Consider the following 17,872-nt stretch of genomic DNA (forward strand, 5'->3'; position numbering starts at 1 on the left):
CACTCTCCCATTGCGACGGACGAATTGACATCAGGCGCAATCGATAATCGCGGCCGCTATGCACTCAGCTCTTGCGCCCGGCGCAGCCAGACCTTGTTGTCGTGAAAGGCAGCGCCGCCATAGGGTGCGGGGGCGTCGGCGCCGGTCAGTACATTGATGCCCTCGCCGCGCTCATGCGCGCTGTTCGGCCAGATACCTTCGGCGATCACGACGCCGCGCTTGATGCCGCCGAACAGTCTGGCGTGCAGCACCACCTCGCCGCGCATGTTGCCGATCTCGACACGGTCGCCCTCGGCCAGCCCTAGAGCCGCCGCGTCATCGGGATGCAGCAGGAGTTCCGGGCGGCCCTCCTTGGCCTTCGACACCGGTGTTTCGGAAAAGGTCGAGTTGAGGAAGTTGCGCGCCGGCGAGGTCGTCAGCCGGAACGGATGGGCTTCGTCAGCCACCTCGATCAGGTCGACATGGTCGGGAAATTCGGGCAATCGCGCCACCGGACCGAACAGGCCCATGCTCTTCGGCGGCCGGTTCGGAGCCGCCTGCCCGGTCCAGTCGGCGCGAAAGCGGAATTTGCCATCCGCATGGCCAAAGCCCCGGATGAAATGCGCCGTGTCGAAATCCGGCTGCAGATCAATCCACTTCTGCTCTTCCAAGCTGGCGAAGCTGCCCAACCCGCGCTTGCCGAGGATGATGTCGATATGCTGCTGCTCGGTCAGCCCGAAGCCCGGCCTGTCGGCGACACCAAGGCGCTCGGCCAGCTGCTCGATGACGAAATGGTTCGTGCGCGGCCCTTCCGGCGGTTCGATCAGCTTGGGGCCGAGCGTGATGTGCTGGTTGCCGCCGCCCTTGTAGATATCGTCATGCTCGACGAACATCGTCGCCGGCAGCACGACGTCGGCCAGCTTGGCCGTGTCGGTCATGAACTGCTCGTGCACGCAGGTGAACAAATCGTCTCGCAAAAATCCCTGCTTCACCAGGCGCTGCTCGGGCGCGACATTCACCGGATTGGTGTTCTGGATCAGCATCGCCGTCACCGGCGGCCCGCCATAAAGCGCGTCACTGGCGCCGGTCAGCACCGGGCCGATGCGCGAATGGTCGAGATAGCGGATCGAGGGATCGCGCATGCGCGTGCCCTCGAGCACCTCCTGGTTGAGTTTGAAGATGCCGGAATTGGAATGGAAGGCGCCGCCGCCCTCATACTGCCAGGCGCCGGTGACGGCGGCGATGCAGGACGCGGCATGCATGTTGACGGCGCCGTTGCGCTGGCGGGCAAAGCCGTAGCCGAGGCGAAAATAGGTCTTTTTCGTCGTGCCGACGAGGCGCGCGAAGGTCTCGATCTCGGCGACCGTCAAACCGGTAATATCAGCCGCCCATTCCGGCGTGCGGGTAACGAGATGCGCCTCCAGGCCCGTCGGATCGTCCGTATATTTCTGCAGATAGGCGCGGTCGGCCAGGCCCTCGCGAAACAGGACGTGCATGAGGGCACAAGCGAGCGCGCCGTCGGTGCCGGGCTTCAGGACCAGACCGATGTCGGCCTGCTTCATCGTCGCATTCTCATAGACGTCGATGACCACGATCTTCGCACCGCGTTCCTTGCGCGCCTTGATGGCGTGGGTCATCACATTGACCTGCGTGACCACGGCGTTGGTGCCCCAGATCACCACGCAGTCGGATTTCGCCATCTCCCGCGGGTCCGGTCCGCGCAGCGCGCCTGCCCCCATCATCCAGCCGGTCCAGGCGAGATTGGTGCAGATCGAGCCGAAGAAGCCCGAGTATTTTTTCGCGTGGCGCAACCTCTCGATGCCGTCGCGCTGCACCAGCCCCATCGTGCCGGCATAGTAATAGGGCCAGACCGTCTCGGAGCCGTACTTCGCTTCGGCCGCGTCGAATTTCTCGGCGACGAGGTCGAGAGCGGCCTCCCAGCTAGATTCCTGCCAGACGCCCTCGCCCTTGGCGCCCTTGCGCACCAGCGGCTTCAGCAGACGATCGGGATGATGGACGCGGTCGGCATAGCGGGCGACCTTGGCGCAGACGACGCCCGATGTGTAGCTGTTGGCCTTGGCGCCATGGACCCGGCCGATGCGGTTGCCGTCGAGCAATTCGACCTCGAGAGCACAGGTCGACGGGCAATCATGCGGACAGGCCGAATGGCCGATGCGGAGGTTGGCGTGCTGGTTCATGGGAGCAAGCTACCCGTTTATAACGGTCAGGTGTAGGGCCAGATGGCACCTTCCCTTCTCCCCTTGCTGAGAAGGTGGATCGGCGCAATAGCGCCGAGACGTCGAGGGGTGTTCCAGCGGAGTGAGACGCTGGCGTTTCCAGGCATACCCTTCATCCGACCTCGCTTCGCGAGGCCACCTTCTCCCAGGGGGAGAAGGTGAAGCGCTCACCCTACTCCGCCGTGCCTTCCTCATATTCGGCCGACATGGTCAGCCATTTTTCCTCGTGGCCTGCCAGCGTCTGCGCAAGCTGCGAGCGCTCCTTGGCGAGCCGCGTCGCGGTCGAGGGATCCTTTTCATAGACCGCCGGATTGGAGAGCTCGTCCTCGATGCCGTCGATGCGTTTGCGGATGCGATCCATCAGCGCCTCGGTGGCGCGGATTTCCTTGGCCAGCGGTTCGAAGGCGGCGCGGCGTGCGGCCGCGTCGCGGCGACGGTCGGCTTTTGACGCTTTGTCCGCTTCGCGCTTGCCACGGCGGTCGCCGGAGACGCCGGTGACCAGCGTCTTGTAGTCCTCCAGGTCGCCGTCATAGGGATTGACCGCACCGTCCTTGACCAGCCACAGCCGGTCGGCGGTCGCCTCCAGCAGATGGCGGTCGTGCGAAATCAGGATAACGGCGCCGGGAAATTCGTTCAGCGCATGGATCAGCGATTCGCGGCTGTCGATGTCGAGATGGTTGGTCGGTTCGTCGAGGATGAACAGGTTCGGCCCCTCGAAGGCAGACAGGCCCATCAGAAGGCGCGCCTTCTCGCCACCGGACAGGTCCTTGGCGGGCGTGTTCATTTTCTCTGTCGTGAGGCCGAACTGGGCGACGCGGCCGCGCACTTTCGATTCCGGCGCCTCCGGCATCAGCCGGCGGACGTGCTCATAGGCATTTTCCTCAGGACGCAGATCGTCGAGCTGGTGCTGGGCGAAGATCGCCACCTTCAAACCCGGCGCCACCGTCATGGTGCCGGTTTCCTGCTTCAGGCGACCCGACAGAAGTTTGGCGAAGGTCGACTTGCCGTTGCCATTGGCACCGAGCAGCGCGATGCGATCGTCGGCATCGATGCGCAGCGTCATCTTCTTCAGGATCGGCTGACCCTCGGTGTAGCCGACATTGACGTTGTTCAGCGCCACGATCGGCGAGGCCACGGTCTTCACAGGCTCGGGGAAAGAGAACGGCCGTACCGTGTCGTTGACGATGGCCGAGATCGGCTTCATCTTTTCCAGCGCCTTGATGCGCGACTGTGCCTGCCTTGCCTTGGAGGCCTTTGCGCGAAAACGCTCGACGAAGGATTCCATATGCTTGCGGGCGGCTTCCTGCTTGACCCTGCCCTTTTCCTGCAATTCCTTCTGCTCGGTATACTGGCGCTCGAACTGGTCGTAGCCGCCGCGCCAGAACGTCAGCTTCTTCTGGTCGAGATGAACGATCGAATTGACGGCACGGTTGAGCAGATCTCGGTCGTGCGAAATCAGAAGCACCGTGTGCGGATACTTTGAAACATAGTTCTCAAGCCACAACGTCCCTTCAAGGTCGAGATAGTTGGTCGGCTCGTCGAGCAGCAGAAGGTCGGGCTCTGAAAACAGCACGGCGGCCAACGCAACGCGCATGCGCCAGCCGCCGGAGAAGGACGAGGCCGGACGGCGCTGCGCGGCGTCGTCGAAGCCTAGGCCGGCCAGGATGGTGGCCGCGCGAGACTCGGCCGAATGGGCGTCGATATCGGCCAGCCGCATGTGGATGTCGGCGATGCGGTGCGGATCGGTGGCGGTCTTTTCCTCTTCGAGGAGCGCGGAACGTTCGAGGTCGGCCTTGAGCACGATCTCGATCAGCGGGTCCTCGGTGCCGGGCGCTTCCTGCGCCACCTGACCGATCCGCGTATTCTTCGGCAGGCTGATCGAACCCGTCTCGGAGGGGAAATCGCCTGTTATGGCCTTGAACAGCGTCGTCTTGCCGGTCCCGTTGCGGCCGACAAGGCCGGCCTTGGTGCCGGCCGGCAGGGTGAGCGAGGCGTGGTCGAGAAGCAGGCGCCCCGCCATGCGGAGCGAGAGGTCGTTGATGATAAGCATGGCCGCGCTTTTGCACCGGACATCAACGCTTCGCAAGACCTTGCGGGCCAGTTGGCCGCACAAGGCCTGGAAACGGCGCCCACAACCGCGCCGTCAGAGCCGCGACAGCGCCCGCCGTGCAGTCGGCAAGGCCTCAGGCAGCCGCCCTGCCGCGCTTTGTCGTCTTGGCCACGACTGCCGGCGCAGCGGCCGGCTTGCGGCCAAGTCCCGTCGACTTCGCCAACGCCGACCGGGTCGCGGAGTAATTCGGCGCGACCATCGGGTAGTCCGGCGGCAAGCCCCATTTGGCGCGATAGTCGTCAGGGCTCAAGCCGTAGTCCGTCCTGAGATGTCGCTTGAGCGACTTGAACTTCTTTCCGTCCTCCAGGCAGATGATGTAGTCGGGAAACACCGACCTTTTCGGATTTACGGCCGGAACAAGGCTCGGGCTTTCCACGACAGCCGCACCAGCCAGCTTTCGGACCGAGGCGCTGACGCTGGCAATCAAGTCAGGCAGGCCCGAAGCCGGGAGCGGATTGTTGCCTACATAAGCCGAGACAATATCGGCGGTTAGCTCGATAACGATCTTATCCTCGATATTTGACAATTCTTTCACCCTATTTGCGACAAAGTCGTCTACCCCAGTGAAGACTTTTGTCGATGTATCTCTTTAACCGTGCCCCCAACGGACCCGCCAAGTCCCAAAACGAATCAAGACTTGGCGCCAACTACTTTTATGGGAAATCGACCTCGTGCAAATTAGAAAATCTAATACTTGGATACGGCAGACTTGGTTGAACGGCTGTCAGCCAATATCTCAAGAATACGCTTCCAGCGGGCACAACGCCCGAAATCCTTCTGCTCGATCGCCTTTTCGGCCTTCATCGCGGCGTAAAGTGGTGCCTCGGCGCCAAATTCCTTGATCAGCCAATGCGCTTCCTGCCTGGCGAGACGTTCATTGTCGTCAAACATAATTTTCCGCCTCCGAACGTTCCAGTCCGACCGCGATGCAACTGCCTATGACAAGGACGGCTCCGGCAATGGCTGTCGTCGTCAACCGTTCGCCGGACAAGGTCAGCAGCAGTGTCGAAGCGATCGGCGTGAGATAGGCAATGACAGCCACCTTCCCGCTGCCTCCCAGTTTCAGGGCCCGCGACCAGAAGTAGTAACCAAGCCCCATGGGGCCGGCACCGAGATAGAGCCCGAGGGCCAGATCCACCCCGGTGGGCCAGGCGAAGCCTTCGCGAGCGGACCATATAAGGGTCAAAGCGACGCCAACCAGCGACGATGGCAGCAACAGGCGGTCCGGCGAAGTGGCGAGCCGTCCCACCATCACCGAATAGAAAGCCATGCACAGCGCGGACCCGAATGCGCACAGATAGCCGGCGAGATCACCCTGAAACCAGGTGCGGTCGCGGCCTCCCGAAATCACCAGCGCGACGCCGACGAACCCAAGGGCCGCTGCAAGGCCCAGCAAAGCCGGACGCCGGGGATTTTCGAAGGCGATCACGACCGCGGCAACCATCAAGGGCCAGGTGTAGGCCACGAGATTGGCTTCGATCACCGGCATCGAGGCGAAGGCGATATATTGCAGCACCATGGTGCCGACCAGACCGATGAAGCCGACCGCGAGCGGCACCAGCGCGGTGCTCGCCGTGATTGCCGTGGCTTTCTCCCGGCTCATCAACCGGATGGCCGCGAAGACCAGCGCGGCCCCTGCAAATTGCAGGAACTGCACCTGCGACACCGGGTGACTGGCCAGCAGGGATTTGCCCACCAGCGCATTTGTCGACCACAACGCCACCGCGCCGGTGGCGAAGACCAGCGCGGACATCGAGCCTGATCCATGCCGAAAGAAGCGCCATGGGGCTCTATCTCTGCGTTCGACCATGATCCTGTCCGAAAACCGGCTCCCTTTCCGGATCATGGATCGTTACCATGAATCCCTGGCCCCACCCGGAACCGGTGCTTCGGCCGGGGCCGGCATCGGATGTTCCGCCTCGAACCGGCGATAGGCCGGCAGCTGATTGGTCCACACGTCCTCGGCCAGTTCATTGACCCATTCGCGGTCGTGATCGTTGTCGGCGGCAAGGTAAAACATCCTGTTGTCGTCGACATAGGGCTTGGCCACGGAGCGCTGGTTGAGCACCAGGGTGACGCGTTCGCCGAACTGGATCGGCGCCGTGCGGTGCAGGACGCCAAGGAACTGCCCGAGCGTCGCATATCTCATCTTGTGATCGATGCGCATGATACGGTTGCGCGGAATCTCGCGGCCGGATTCGAGAATGGCGCGGCCGGTCTCGGAATCATCGCAATAGATTTCGAGATGGCCGCCGACCAGCGGATCGCTGATCGACAGCGGAATGAGTTCGGTGACCGGAACGCCGTCGCAATGCCATTCGACGGCGCCATCCCTGGGATTCATGAAGGTGACGGTCGAACCGACGATCGACAGCGGATAGGGTTCCAGCTTCGTGCCCATCATGTCGGACAGTCGCTCCAGGCGCAACTTGTCGTTCAGCAACTCCTTGATTTCAGGTATGAAACGGTCGGCGCCTGTGATGAAGGTCAGATCGAGATGCTTGTGCACGGCATGGCTGGCCTTGAGCTTCAGGGCGGCCTCCTCGATCGCGGCAAGCAGTACCGGATCATAGCCATGCAGATACTGCGCAACGCCGAAGCTCGACACCTTCCAGGCGGTTTCGTGGCCGATAATGGCCTCGCGGCTCATCGCATAGCGCAATTCGGGTATCGTATGTGCGTTCATTGTACTTCTCCAAGTGGGGGCAAACACTTGGCTAACAGTCGATTAAATTAGCTCCCCCTGTAAAATTAGGAATGCTAGTGCTACCGTAAGCCAAGCTTAAGGTCGAAACCGTGCGTCTGCTCAGTCAGGTCAACCTCAATTCGCTGAAAATCGTGGAGAGTGCTGCGAGGCACGGCAATTTCACGCGTGCCGGAGAAGAACAGTTCATCACCGCATCGGCGGTCAGCCAGCGCGTCAAGAGCCTGGAGGACCAGCTGCGTTTCAAGATTTTCCAACGCGGCGGCAATGCGGTATCGCTGACACCGGAGGGCGAGACCTATGTCTCGCGCGTTCGCGAGGCGCTGGAGCGTATCGTCGCCGCCAGCATGGAAGCGACCGGGCAATCACAGGAACATGTGCTGAAAATATCCGTGCTGCCGACATTTGCCGCGCGCTGGCTGTTTCCGCGCCTGCCGCTGTTCCAGCAGCAACATCCCGATATCGTGATGCGGGTTTCGACCTCGTACGCGACGCATGAGTTCACGACTTCCGAATTCGATCTGGAAATCCGCTATGGCGACGGCCATTTCAACGGACTGCCGTCCGACCTGCTGTTTCGGGAAGACCTGACCCCGGTGTGCAACCGCAAATTGTTCCATGAGGTTCTCGGCGACAAGCCGGTATCAAAGGTGACGCCGGACGACCTCAAGCACTTCACGCTGCTGCATTCCGACACCTGCACCCAGAACTGGCAATCCTGGCTTGGTTTCGCCGGGGCCAGTTTTGTGCTCAGCGAGACCAAAAGCATCTATTTCGACTCTTGCATGATGTCCTACGAGGCGGCCAATGCCGGAATGGGTTTTGCCGTCGCCAACCGTGCCTATATGGCCAGCGACATCCGCGCCGAGAGGTTGGTCGCTCCCTTTGCCGTCCACCATCCGAACACGGCCGGCTGGTATTTCGTCTCGCCCCACAAGAGCCTTGCCGCGCGCAAGGTGCTGCGGTTCAAGCAATGGGTGATGGCGGAAGCGGCTCTGACACAGAGCCAATTGGATGGCGAAGTCACCGGCCTGGCTTCGGCGGCTGTGTAAAAATGCGGCGATAGTCCGCGCCAACCGTTCGCCGTCGAATTTAGAACGAAACCATCTGGATCAGGCGAAAGCCCTGCCCTCCTCGGTGCGCTGGAAATGCGCCAGATCCAGCGGCACTGACGGGCGACCCAGGACCGTCAGGATCATATGCGCCTGGCCGCGGTGATGGGTCTGGTGGTTGAAGACATGAGCCAGCGCGGGCGCCAGGCGTTGCGAGACGGTGCGCATGTCCGATACGGTCATATAGGTGAAACGACCCGACAGCGCCTTGTCGCTCAAGCCGCTGAGCCAGTCGATAATCCGCCGGTCCTCGGCCTCGCGCGCTGTCCTCAGGACAGGCAAGGCCCGGTACAATATAGCGTCCAATGTCGTTGGCGCGGCGCCTTCGCCGGTGAAGCGCTTCATCCAGATGCGATCGGCGGCGAGCAGGTGGTTGAGCGTGCCCATCAGCGAGCCGAAAAAGACGCCGACGTCGCGATTGAATTCCTCGTCGTTGAGATCGTCGGCGGCATCGTAGATGCGGCCATTGGCCCATTGATTGTATGCCGCAAACATCATGAAGTGCTGTTTCATTTTTTCCCGCCGGTCCGTTTCGGGTGTCGGGAGCGATACCTAGACCGCAAAGGAACCCGCGCCAATGACCATTCTGCTTTACGAACTCGTCGGGCGTGACGAGGGCCGCCCGTTCAGTCCACATTGCTGGAAGGCAACAATGGCGCTGGCCCACAAGGGGCTCGATATCTCGACCGCGCCGACGCGTTTTCTCGAAGTGCCCGCCGTTGAGGGCGGCGTTTCGAAAACCGTTCCGGTGATCCGCGACGGCGACAAGGTCGTCACCGATTCCTTTGCCATCGCGCTCTATCTCGAAGAGGCCTATCCGGATCGGCCTAGCCTGTTTGGCGGCGAAGGCGGCAAGACGATGGCGCGCTTCATCGAGCGCTGGTCGCAATCGACCATCCACCCTTACGTCACCACGGCGGCGCTCGTCGACCTTCATGCCATGCAAGACGAACAGAATGGCTCGTATTTCCGCCAGAGCCGGGAGCAGCGCTTCGGCAAGCGGCTGGAGGACGTCGTCGCCGCACGCGACGCCGGCCTGGCAACCTTCCGGGCGGCGCTGGAGCCGCTGCGCTCCATGTTGAGCTACCAGCCATTCATCGGCGGCGCCTCGCCGCTGTTTGCCGACTATATCGTCTTCGGCGCATTGCAATGGGCGCGCATCGCATCGCCGTACAAGTTGCTCGAAGACAGCGACGTGGTGGCGCAGTGGTTCACCCGCTGCCTCGACCTGCATGGCGGGCTTGGACGAAAGGTTGCGGCGGCGGCGTGACGCCGCAAAGGCCTTCTATCCGCAGGGCAGCTCGAGCCTGTCAGCCTGTTGCGAAAATCAGGGGCCGAACAGCTGACCTTACTTCGCCGCCTTACTTGGCCGCCTTCTTTGGCTTGCTGGCTTTCGGCTTGCCGGCTTTGGCGACGAGCTTTTCTTGCTTGGGCGCGGCTTTTGCCTTGCTGGCGTTAGGTGCCTTCTTGGCCGGCTTCTTGCCCACCGTCGGCTTCCCCGCATCCTCCCGGTCGACGTCGGCCGCCGCCTGATGCCAATGGCGTTCGTGCTGACCGGCCGGGTGCCCTTCTTCCTGCCAGATCTGATGTGCACGGTTGCGAATGCGCTCCTGACGATCGTCTGTCATGGTCATGTTGTCTCCATTCGGGCCGACTTCAGCGCGGCGCCGACCGGGCGACTATAGCAAGCAAACCGTTGCTGTGCAGCCGTCTGATGCCGACGGCCGACGGGATCAGCCACGGAAATACCGACCATTCCGGCCCTGCGCTGTCGCTCCGGGCGTTCGTCGTTCGGAAAGTCAAACAATTGGCTTTCCGAACGCTTGGCGGACCACGCCTCACCCCAGCTCCTCACCCCTCTCCTCACCCCTCTCCTCTGCCCTCTTGGCAATCAGCCGGGCGGCTTGTATAGAGCCCGCCACTCTCAATTCGAATTCAGACAAGGACGACCCATGGCGCTCGAACGCACTTTTTCCATGATCAAGCCGGACGCGACGCGGCGCAATCTCACCGGCGCCATCACCAGGATGCTGGAAGAGGCCGGCCTGCGCGTTATCGCCTCGCGCCGGGTGTGGATGAGCCGCCGCGAGGCGGAGGGCTTCTACGCCGTCCACAAGGAGCGCCCATTCTTCGGCGAACTGGTGGACTCCATGTCCTCGGGCCCGACCATCGTGCAGGTGCTGGAAGGTGAGAACGCCATCGCCAGGAACCGCGAAGTGATGGGCGCCACCAATCCGGCCAACGCCGCCGAAGACACCATCCGCAAGGTGCATGCGCTCTCGATCGGTGAGAACTCGGTGCACGGCTCGGATGCGCCGGAAACGGCCGCGCAGGAGATCAAGTACTGGTTCTCGGATACCGAAATCGTCGGCTGAGCCGACACTGCACGTCCATGCGAGAAGGCCGGTGTTTCGCCGGCCTTTTTCTTTGCTGGCGCTCAACTCTCGCGCACGAATCGCAGCACATCGGCATGCAGCCGATCCATATGGGTGTACATGAGGCCATGCGGCGCGCCCTCGTAAACGAGGAAACGGCAGTCCCGAATGAGCCTGGCCGACGGATGCCCGACGAGCAAGGTCGGCACGGTATTATTCGGATGGCGGCCGCTTCCAGCGCCGGGCTGCCTGGGCATCGGTTTCCTTGGCGTCGACCCAGCCGCCCTCGGAGCCGTCGGTGCGATGTTCCTTCTTCCAGAAGGGTGCACGCGACTTGAGGTAGTCCATGAGGAAGTCCGCCGCCTCGAATGCCGCCTGGCGGTGCGCCGAAGCGGCCACCACCAGCACGATGTTCTCTCCCGGCGCGATCTTGCCATGGCGATGGATGACGGTGAGGCCTTGCAGCAGCCAGCGCTCGCTTGCTTCGGTTGCGATGCGGCCGATCTCGGCTTCAGCCATGCCCGGATAGTGCTCGAGTTCGAGTGCCGAGAGCGCGCCCTGCTCGTCGCGGCACAGGCCTGAGAAGGTGACCACCGCGCCAATGTCGACGCGGCCTTGCGTCAGTGCGGCGATCTCGGCCGCGACGTCGAAATCCTGGCGCTGAATGCGCACGGTCGCTGCCAGGACGCCCGGCATGACTGTCAGCCCCCGGTCATCGGCGGGAACAGCGCGATTTCGCGCGCGCCCGATATCTTCTCGCGGTGGTCGACATGTTCCTGGTCGATGGCAACGCGGATCACGTCGGGATACTGCAACGCGTGTTCGTAGCCTTCGCCGCGCGACCGCAGCCAGCGCAAGAGGTCGGCGACCGTCTCTATGCCAGCCGGCAGTTCGACATCTTCTTCCGGCATGCCGATCCGTTCGCGAACCCAGGCAAAGTAGATGAGACGGGTCGTCATCTCACTCGTCCATGATGTGCTTGAGGCCGGCGCGGAAATAGTCGTAGCCGGTGTAGAGCGTCACGAGGGCCGCGATCCACAGCAGCACGAGACCGGTCTGCGTTGTCAGTGGGAAGACCTTGTCGCCGGCCGGCCCCGCCAGCAGGAAAGCGATGGCGACCATCTGAATGGTGGTCTTCCACTTGGCGAGCTGCGTCACCGGCACCGAGACCTTGAGTGCCGCCAGATATTCGCGCAGGCCGGAAACCAGGATTTCGCGGCACAGGATGATGATGGCCGCCCACAGCGACCAGCCGGCGATGCCGGCATGGCGGTCGGTGTCGGCCGCAAGCAGCAAGAGGCACGTGGCGACCAGCAGCTTGTCGGCGATCGGATCGAGCATCTTGCCGATGTTGGAGGTCTGCTGCCAGGCACGCGCAAAATAGCCGTCGAAATAATCGGTAACGGACGCCAGCAGGAAAATGACCAGCGCCGACCAGCGAGCGAAGTCGCTCGATTTCAGATGGCCTTCGAGAAAAAAACACAACACGACCAGCGGCACCGCGACGATACGGGCGTAGGTCAGTATATTAGGCAGGTTGAACGCGCGCTGGGCCATGTCTGGTGGACTCTTTCTGCCTGCGTACTCAAATCAGAAGCTGTTGTAGGGGGTCAACAGGCCAGATTCGACTGGCCAGTTGAAAGTGGCGAATTTTTTCAACTTTCGTGAAAATGATTGTAGACCAATTTGGCGACCTGCTCGGAAATGCCATCGACTTTTCTCAGATCCTCGATCGCGGCGCGGCTGACCGCCTTGGCGGTTCCGAATGCCAGCAGCAGGGCGCGCTTGCGGCCGGGGCCGATGCCGGCGATTTCATCGAGCGGGCTCTTGACCATCTCCTTCTTGCGGCGGGCCCGGTGCGAGCCGATGGCGAAGCGGTGGACCTCGTCGCGCAGCCGCTGGACGAAATAGAGCACGGGGTCGCGAACCGGCAATGAAAACGAGTCCCTGCCCCTGACGAAGAAACGCTCGCGGCCGGCATCGCGGTCCTGCCCCTTGGCGATGCCGATGGCGACGACCCGGTCCTCGATGCCGAGATCCGACAGGATCTTGCGCACCGCCGTCATCTGGCCCTGGCCGCCATCGATCAGAATGACGTCCGGCCATGCCGGGAAGCTGCCGGAAATGTCGTCCTCGATATCATCGCCCGCCTCGGCCGCCATCGCCTCGCCCGCTGCCGCACCCTCGGCCACGGCGACATCGCCATGCTCCTTGAGCAGCCGCGAAAAACGCCGCTCCATCACTTCGCGCATCATGCCGAAATCGTCGCCCGGCGTGATCTCGGTCGAGCGGATGTTGAATTTTCTGTACTGGTTTTTCACAAAGCCTTCCGGCCCGGCGACGACCATGGCGCCGACGGCGTTGGTGCCCATGATGTGCGAATTGTCGTAAACCTCGATGCGCACCGGCGGCTTGGCGAGGCCAAAGGTCTCGGCGAAACCGGCAAGCAACCGCGCTTGCGTCGAGGTTTCGGCCAGCCGACGGCCGAGTGCCTCACGCGCATTCTGCAGGGCGTTGTCGGTCAGGTCCTTCTTCTCGCCGCGCTGCGGCACGGAAATCGCCACCTTGCGGCCGGCGCGGGTCGAGAGCGCCTCGGCCAGCAGTTCCTGGTCCTCGACGGTCTGCGACAAGAGAATGGCACGCGGTGTCGGCTTGTCGTCATAGAACTGCGCCAGGAACGAGCCCAGCACTTCCGATCCCTCCAGCGCCGGATCGGCCTTCGGGAAATAGGCACGGTTGCCCCAGTTCTGGCCGGTGCGGAAGAAAAACACCTGGATGCAGACCTGGCCGCCTTCCTGGTGGATGGCGAACACATCGGCCTCGTCGACGGTCGCCGGGTTGATGCCCTGATGGCTTTGCACGTGCGACAGGGCCGCCAGTCGGTCGCGATAGATGGCGGCGCGCTCGAAATCGAGGTCTTGCGAAGCCTGCTGCATGGCGGCCGAAATCTCGGTCTTCACCTTCTGGCTGCGGCCGGACAAAAAGTCCTTCGCTTCGGCGACCAACTCGGCATAACCCTCATGCGAAATTTCGCCGGTGCACGGACCCGCGCAGCGCTTGATCTGGTAGAGCAGGCATGGCCGCGTGCGGTTCTCGTAGAAAGAATTGGTGCAGCTTCTGAGCAGGAAGGCGCGCTGCAGGGAATTGATGGTGCGGCCGACGGCACCGGCCGAGGCAAAGGGGCCGAAATAGTCGCCCTTGCGCGACCGCGCGCCGCGATGCTTGTAAATGCCGGGCGAGACATGGTCGCCGGTCAAAAGGATATACGGGAACGACTTGTCGTCCCGCATCAGCACATTGAATCGCGGCCGCAAACGCTTGATGAGATTGGCTTCGAGCAGCAGCGCCTCGATCTCGGTGCGGGTGACGACGAATTCCATCGTCGACGTCTCGCGCACCATGCGGCCGATGCGGTTGGTGTGGAATCTGCCTTGCGCGTAGTTGGTGACACGCTTCTTCAGGCTGCGCGCCTTGCCGACGTAGAGCACGTCGCCGGCGGCGTTCATCATCCGGTAGACGCCGGGCGCATTGGGCAGCCGCTTGACCAGTGTCTGAATCACCTCGGCGCCGACCATGCCTTCGGCGTCGCCTGCATGCGGCGTCCAGTCGATGGCCGTGAAGGCGACATCCGGGCCAACCGGTTCGACGATCTCCTCCAGTGCCTCGTCCTCGAGGTCGATTTCGGGAGGAAGATCATCAGCGCCGCCGCGCACCTTGTTCTTGTGATCCAAAGGACTCATTCCGCCATGCCTGTCACATCGGGCGTCTGCCATGCAAGATGCTGGCCGCCGTCGAGCGCGATCATCTGACCGGTGACCGAGCGCGCGTGCCAGAGATAGCGGATGGTGGCGCCGAATTCCGGCAATTCCGGGCCGCGCCTCAGAATGAGGCCAGCGACCTGCGCGTCAAAATCCGAATCGTCCTGGCGCACGTTCTTCAGCGTCGGGCCTGGCCCGATCGCATTGACGCGGATGCGCGGCCCGAGCGCCTGCGCCAACATCTGCGTCTGCGTCCACAATGCCGATTTCGATAGCGCATAGGAAAAATAGCGCGGCGTCGGCCGCCAGACGCGCTGGTCGATGATGTTGACGATCAGCCCGTCCTGCCCTTCCGGCAAGGAACGGGCGAAGTTCTGCGCCAACAGCGCCGGGGTTTTCAGGTGAATGGCAAAATGGCGGTCCCAGGCGCGCCAGTCGAAATCCTCGACGGAATCATCGACGAAGAGCGAAGCATTGTTGACCAGCAGCGAGATTGGGCCCAGCGCGGCCTCCGCCTGGCCGACAAGGTCGCCGACGGCATCCATGTCGGTCAGGTCGGCCGCAACCACGGCGGCACGCCCGCCCGACCGGTTGATCCCCGCGGCCAGTGCATCCGCCGCATCGTGCGAGCGATTGGAATGGATGGCGACCGCAAAGCCATGGCTGGCAAGGTCCTCGACAATCGCCTTGCCGATCCGTTTCGCCCCACCGGTCACCAGCGCCACGGCAGTGGCTTTGCTCATATGTGTCAATCCTCAATTTCGGCCCGAAAACGCGACGCCGACGAAATATGGCCCGGCATGCGTTAAACGGCGTTCGCACCTGGGGCAACATTGTGGCGAAGTGCCCAGTTCGACGTGCCGGGCCCTCTTGGACTCGCAACCGCCGGACCGCAATATAGGTCGCTGGAGTCCTTGCACCAAGCCGCGTGCAGCGCAGCACGAACTTGCTGCTGACATTTCGCTGTTGCGAAGATGCAACGTCAAGGTTCTGCCTCATTCGCGCCGGGGAATGACCCAAGTTCAGGTTCGGTTCAGCCGCATTTTGACACGACATTTGGAACCGACGAACGCCAGATCCGTTTCACCCCCCGGACGGGTCGATGGCGATCGTGAGAAACAAGCCTGTGTCCTGTGGCTTAAGGAGTAAAGAACAATGCAAGCCAATCTCAAATTCGCACGGCCGCTGGCTGTTGCGCTCGGGCTCTTCGCCCTCGGTGGTACCGCTTATGCCGCGGACGTCGTTTCGGAAGAGCCGCCGGCACCCGCTCCGGTTGCCGAACTTCCGGTCGCCTCGTGGGCCGGTCCCTATGCCGGTATCAACCTTGGCTACGGCTTCGGCGGCAAGACCAAGGAAAAGGATCTCGGCTTCTCGACCGACACCAAGGGTTTTGTCGGCAGTGTCTTCGGCGGCTATCAGTGGCAGCAGGAGAACTTCGTGTACGGCGGTGAAGCCGAACTCGGCTACAACGGCGTCAAAGGCGACGATAACTTTATCAACTCCAAGGGCGGCTTCGAAGGCTCGCTGCGCGCTCGTCTCGGCTATGCCGTGACCCCGGAAATCCTGCTCTATGGCACCGGCGGTCTCGCCGGCAAACACCAGAAGGTCGAGGACTCCGCCATTCCTGCCAGCGACACCGCCACCATGCTCGGCTGGACCGCTGGCGTCGGCACCGACATCAAGCTGACCGACAATGTCTTCGGCCGCGTCGAGTATCGCTACACCGACTTCGGCAGCAAGAGCTTCGACGGTATCGGCAAGGTCAAGGCGACGGACAACCGCGTCACCTTCGGCCTCGGTATGAAGTTCTAAGTCGTTCAAGCCACGACACGAAAAGCCGGGCCTCGCGCCCGGCTTTTTTGTGCCGATCGCTCAGGCCGGAACCGCGGACTTCAGCTCCGGGAATTTTTCGTCGAAACGCGCCGCCCAGCGGGTCAACCGGCCGCGCCCCTTCTCCCACCGTCCGCCAAAGCGGAGCGAGAGATAGCCGAGGCAGGCACGCAATGCCAACTGACCTGCCGTGATCTTCTTCGGCAGCTTTGGCGGATTGGCGTTGAGCAGATCGAGTGCCGCCGTGATCTTCGCCCACTGCCGATCGAGCCAGGGCTGATAGACCATCTCTTCAGGCCGGGTGCGGCGTTCGTAGACCATCGACAGCGCGCAATCGCAGATACCGTCGGCCAGCGCCTCCAGCACTTCCGCTTCCAGACGCTTGTCGGGATTGCGTGGAAACAAGACGTTCTTCGAAATCCGGTTGAGGTGCTGGGTGATGGCGCGGCTGTCGTGAACCGAACGGCCATCGTCGAGCACCAGCACCGGGATCTTGCCGAGCGGATTGGCGCCGATCAGTTCGGCCGGCCTGTCCTCGGTCTTGACCGGCACCTCATGGAGGGCGATTCCGGCATAGGCCGCTGCCATCCTTACCTTGGAGCTGTAGGGAGAGGCGGACGCGTAGAGCAGCTTCGGCATGATCGGTTTCCTGTTTGCAAACATCCAGTGTTGACCGCAGGACTGTCGCGATCAATTGCCAGAGTGCAAAAAAACAGCGGCCAGAAACCGGCTGCGGTTTCCGCCTTGGCATCACGACAAGCCTGATGCCGGTACTCTGGAAAGTATCAGCAGGCCACGACAAAAAGTCGCCCGATTCGAACGTGCGCCTACACTTCTCTGGCACCCACGCTTCGCAGGCGCTAAGCGTCACGCCGATACATTCGCCAACCACCGCGAGGAGCAAAAAAGTTGGGCGAGCGAGGCAGCCAACCGGCGCCTCGCTTTGCTTGCCCCTCGGCCCCTTCCCGACGCTCAGCCCAGAGGGCTGAACCCGTTGCCGAACATGCTCCGATCCAGAGCGTCCTTGCCGGATCCCGAAGGACACGCGACGCCCCAACGATCCGTCTACTTCTTGGCCGGAGCCTTCGCCTTCGCAGGCGCTGCCTTTGCCTTCGGCGCTGGGGCTTTCTTCACCGCCGGCTTGGTCGCGGCGGCGGCTGCTTTGGCAGCTGGCTTGGCCGCCGGCTTCTTGGCCGGTGCCGCTTTTGCTGCCGGCCTCGCCGCGGCTTTCGCGGGAGCCGCCTTCTTGGCAGCGGGTTTGGCTGTGGGTTTGGCCGTCGCCTTGGCAGCAGGCTTCTTGGCCGGCGCCGCTTTCGCCGCCGCTTTCGCGGGCGCCGCCTTCTTCACTGCCGGCTTCACGACAGTCTTGGCCGCCGCCGGTTTCTTGGCCGGCGCCTTCGCTGCCGGCTTTGCCGCCGCCTTGGCAGGCGCTGCTTTCTTCACTGCTGTTGCGGCCTTCGCCGCGACTGCTTTTGCGGGTGCTTTCTTTGCCGGTGCCTTGGATGCCGGCGCTTTAGATGACTGCTTAGCCATGTCATGCCCCTTCACGTTATGCCGATGGCCGTGAATGACCCCGGCGCGCAATGCATATCTGACTCGCGTCTCGCTAGCCAGCGAAGCAATGGTATGATTTTCTCAACTTAAATTTTAGTTGCGATCCACACACAATCACACTCATCATCGCAAAAATCCGCTGCTGATCTTCTGACGTCGCCAGCAAATCGATACCGGCATTCCCGATGCGATCTCGCCATCAAGATCCGAAGA

At 62.4% G+C, this 17,872-nt stretch carries 20 protein-coding genes; 4 read left to right on the top strand and 16 right to left on the bottom strand.

What is annotated here, in order from left to right:
• Positions 1-56: 56 nt before the first annotated feature.
• From LB555_RS05515 to LB555_RS05540, 6 genes are all read right to left on the bottom strand, one after another.
• Positions 57-2,177, bottom strand: coding sequence for a molybdopterin-dependent oxidoreductase (locus LB555_RS05515; protein WP_224682409.1), 2,121 nt, complete (start codon positions 2,175-2,177; stop codon positions 57-59).
• Positions 2,178-2,388: 211 nt separating this feature from the next.
• On the bottom strand, positions 2,389-4,266 hold the full coding sequence (locus LB555_RS05520; protein ID WP_140878575.1) for an ABC-F family ATP-binding cassette domain-containing protein: 1,878 nt from the start codon (positions 4,264-4,266) through the stop codon (positions 2,389-2,391).
• Positions 4,267-4,399: 133 nt separating this feature from the next.
• Positions 4,400-4,852, bottom strand: a complete 453-nt coding sequence (locus LB555_RS05525; RefSeq protein ID WP_140664810.1) for a MucR family transcriptional regulator — start codon at positions 4,850-4,852, stop codon at positions 4,400-4,402.
• Between the two features lie 161 nt (positions 4,853-5,013).
• Positions 5,014-5,217, bottom strand: coding sequence for a hypothetical protein (locus tag LB555_RS05530; protein ID WP_015318460.1), 204 nt, complete (start codon positions 5,215-5,217; stop codon positions 5,014-5,016).
• Positions 5,210-6,136, bottom strand: coding sequence for a DMT family transporter (locus tag LB555_RS05535; RefSeq protein ID WP_318012986.1), 927 nt, complete (start codon positions 6,134-6,136; stop codon positions 5,210-5,212). The genes LB555_RS05530 and LB555_RS05535 overlap by 8 nt, the downstream gene beginning before the upstream one ends.
• A 42-nt stretch (positions 6,137-6,178) precedes the next feature.
• On the bottom strand, positions 6,179-7,012 hold the full coding sequence (locus tag LB555_RS05540) for a hypothetical protein (RefSeq protein ID WP_181177931.1): 834 nt from the start codon (positions 7,010-7,012) through the stop codon (positions 6,179-6,181).
• Positions 7,013-7,122: 110 nt separating this feature from the next.
• Here LB555_RS05540 and LB555_RS05545 point away from each other — a divergent pair, with 110 nt between their 5' ends.
• Positions 7,123-8,082 carry a LysR substrate-binding domain-containing protein gene (locus LB555_RS05545; protein WP_015318463.1) on the top strand — a complete coding sequence of 320 codons (960 nt, stop codon included), beginning with the start codon at positions 7,123-7,125 and terminating at the stop codon, positions 8,080-8,082.
• Between the two features lie 60 nt (positions 8,083-8,142).
• Here the strand turns inward: LB555_RS05545 and LB555_RS05550 are convergent, their stop codons facing one another.
• Complete coding sequence (locus LB555_RS05550) at positions 8,143-8,655, bottom strand: DinB family protein (RefSeq protein ID WP_140617195.1); 513 nt, start codon at positions 8,653-8,655, stop codon at positions 8,143-8,145.
• Between the two features lie 64 nt (positions 8,656-8,719).
• Here LB555_RS05550 and LB555_RS05555 point away from each other — a divergent pair, with 64 nt between their 5' ends.
• On the top strand, positions 8,720-9,412 hold the full coding sequence (locus tag LB555_RS05555; protein WP_140823712.1) for a glutathione S-transferase family protein: 693 nt from the start codon (positions 8,720-8,722) through the stop codon (positions 9,410-9,412).
• Positions 9,413-9,503: 91 nt separating this feature from the next.
• On the opposite strand, the gene LB555_RS05560 is transcribed toward LB555_RS05555, so the two are convergent.
• Positions 9,504-9,776, bottom strand: a complete 273-nt coding sequence (locus LB555_RS05560; RefSeq protein ID WP_224682411.1) for a DUF2934 domain-containing protein — start codon at positions 9,774-9,776, stop codon at positions 9,504-9,506.
• Between the two features lie 318 nt (positions 9,777-10,094).
• Here LB555_RS05560 and ndk point away from each other — a divergent pair, with 318 nt between their 5' ends.
• Positions 10,095-10,517 (top strand): nucleoside-diphosphate kinase, encoded by a 423-nt coding sequence (gene ndk, locus LB555_RS05565; protein WP_015318467.1) that lies wholly within the window; start codon positions 10,095-10,097, stop codon positions 10,515-10,517.
• 62 nt (positions 10,518-10,579) lie between these two features.
• Here the strand turns inward: ndk and LB555_RS05570 are convergent, their stop codons facing one another.
• The 6 genes from LB555_RS05570 to LB555_RS05595 form a co-directional block, all read right to left on the bottom strand.
• Positions 10,580-10,726 carry a hypothetical protein gene (locus tag LB555_RS05570; RefSeq protein WP_224682412.1) on the bottom strand — a complete coding sequence of 49 codons (147 nt, stop codon included), beginning with the start codon at positions 10,724-10,726 and terminating at the stop codon, positions 10,580-10,582.
• 4 nt (positions 10,727-10,730) lie between these two features.
• Positions 10,731-11,213, bottom strand: coding sequence for a molybdenum cofactor biosynthesis protein MoaE (locus LB555_RS05575; RefSeq protein WP_224682413.1), 483 nt, complete (start codon positions 11,211-11,213; stop codon positions 10,731-10,733).
• 5 nt (positions 11,214-11,218) lie between these two features.
• Positions 11,219-11,476 carry a molybdopterin converting factor subunit 1 gene (gene moaD / locus LB555_RS05580; protein WP_140664705.1) on the bottom strand — a complete coding sequence of 86 codons (258 nt, stop codon included), beginning with the start codon at positions 11,474-11,476 and terminating at the stop codon, positions 11,219-11,221.
• Between the two features lies 1 nt (position 11,477).
• Positions 11,478-12,074, bottom strand: coding sequence for a CDP-diacylglycerol--glycerol-3-phosphate 3-phosphatidyltransferase (pgsA, locus tag LB555_RS05585; protein WP_023773423.1), 597 nt, complete (start codon positions 12,072-12,074; stop codon positions 11,478-11,480).
• 98 nt (positions 12,075-12,172) lie between these two features.
• The gene (gene uvrC / locus LB555_RS05590) at positions 12,173-14,257 is read right to left on the bottom strand and encodes an excinuclease ABC subunit UvrC (RefSeq protein WP_224682414.1); all 2,085 of its coding nucleotides are present in this window, start codon (positions 14,255-14,257) and stop codon (positions 12,173-12,175) included.
• Complete coding sequence (locus tag LB555_RS05595) at positions 14,254-15,018, bottom strand: SDR family oxidoreductase (protein ID WP_224682415.1); 765 nt, start codon at positions 15,016-15,018, stop codon at positions 14,254-14,256. The genes uvrC and LB555_RS05595 overlap by 4 nt, the downstream gene beginning before the upstream one ends.
• Before the next feature lie 412 nt (positions 15,019-15,430).
• Between LB555_RS05595 and LB555_RS05600 the strand changes: the two genes are divergently transcribed.
• Complete coding sequence (locus LB555_RS05600; protein ID WP_224682416.1) at positions 15,431-16,087, top strand: outer membrane protein; 657 nt, start codon at positions 15,431-15,433, stop codon at positions 16,085-16,087.
• A gap of 60 nt (positions 16,088-16,147) precedes the next feature.
• Here the strand turns inward: LB555_RS05600 and LB555_RS05605 are convergent, their stop codons facing one another.
• Positions 16,148-16,744: a glutathione S-transferase family protein gene (locus LB555_RS05605; RefSeq protein WP_015318474.1), complete on the bottom strand. Its 597-nt coding sequence runs from the start codon at positions 16,742-16,744 to the stop codon at positions 16,148-16,150.
• 426 nt (positions 16,745-17,170) lie between these two features.
• Positions 17,171-17,548 carry a hypothetical protein gene (locus tag LB555_RS05610; protein ID WP_181171221.1) on the bottom strand — a complete coding sequence of 126 codons (378 nt, stop codon included), beginning with the start codon at positions 17,546-17,548 and terminating at the stop codon, positions 17,171-17,173.
• Between the last annotated feature and the right edge of the window lie 324 nt (positions 17,549-17,872).

The sequence above is a fragment of the Mesorhizobium sp. BR-1-1-10 genome (assembly GCF_020165595.1).
In the GTDB taxonomy this organism is placed as follows: Bacteria; Pseudomonadota; Alphaproteobacteria; order Rhizobiales; family Rhizobiaceae; genus Mesorhizobium; species Mesorhizobium australicum.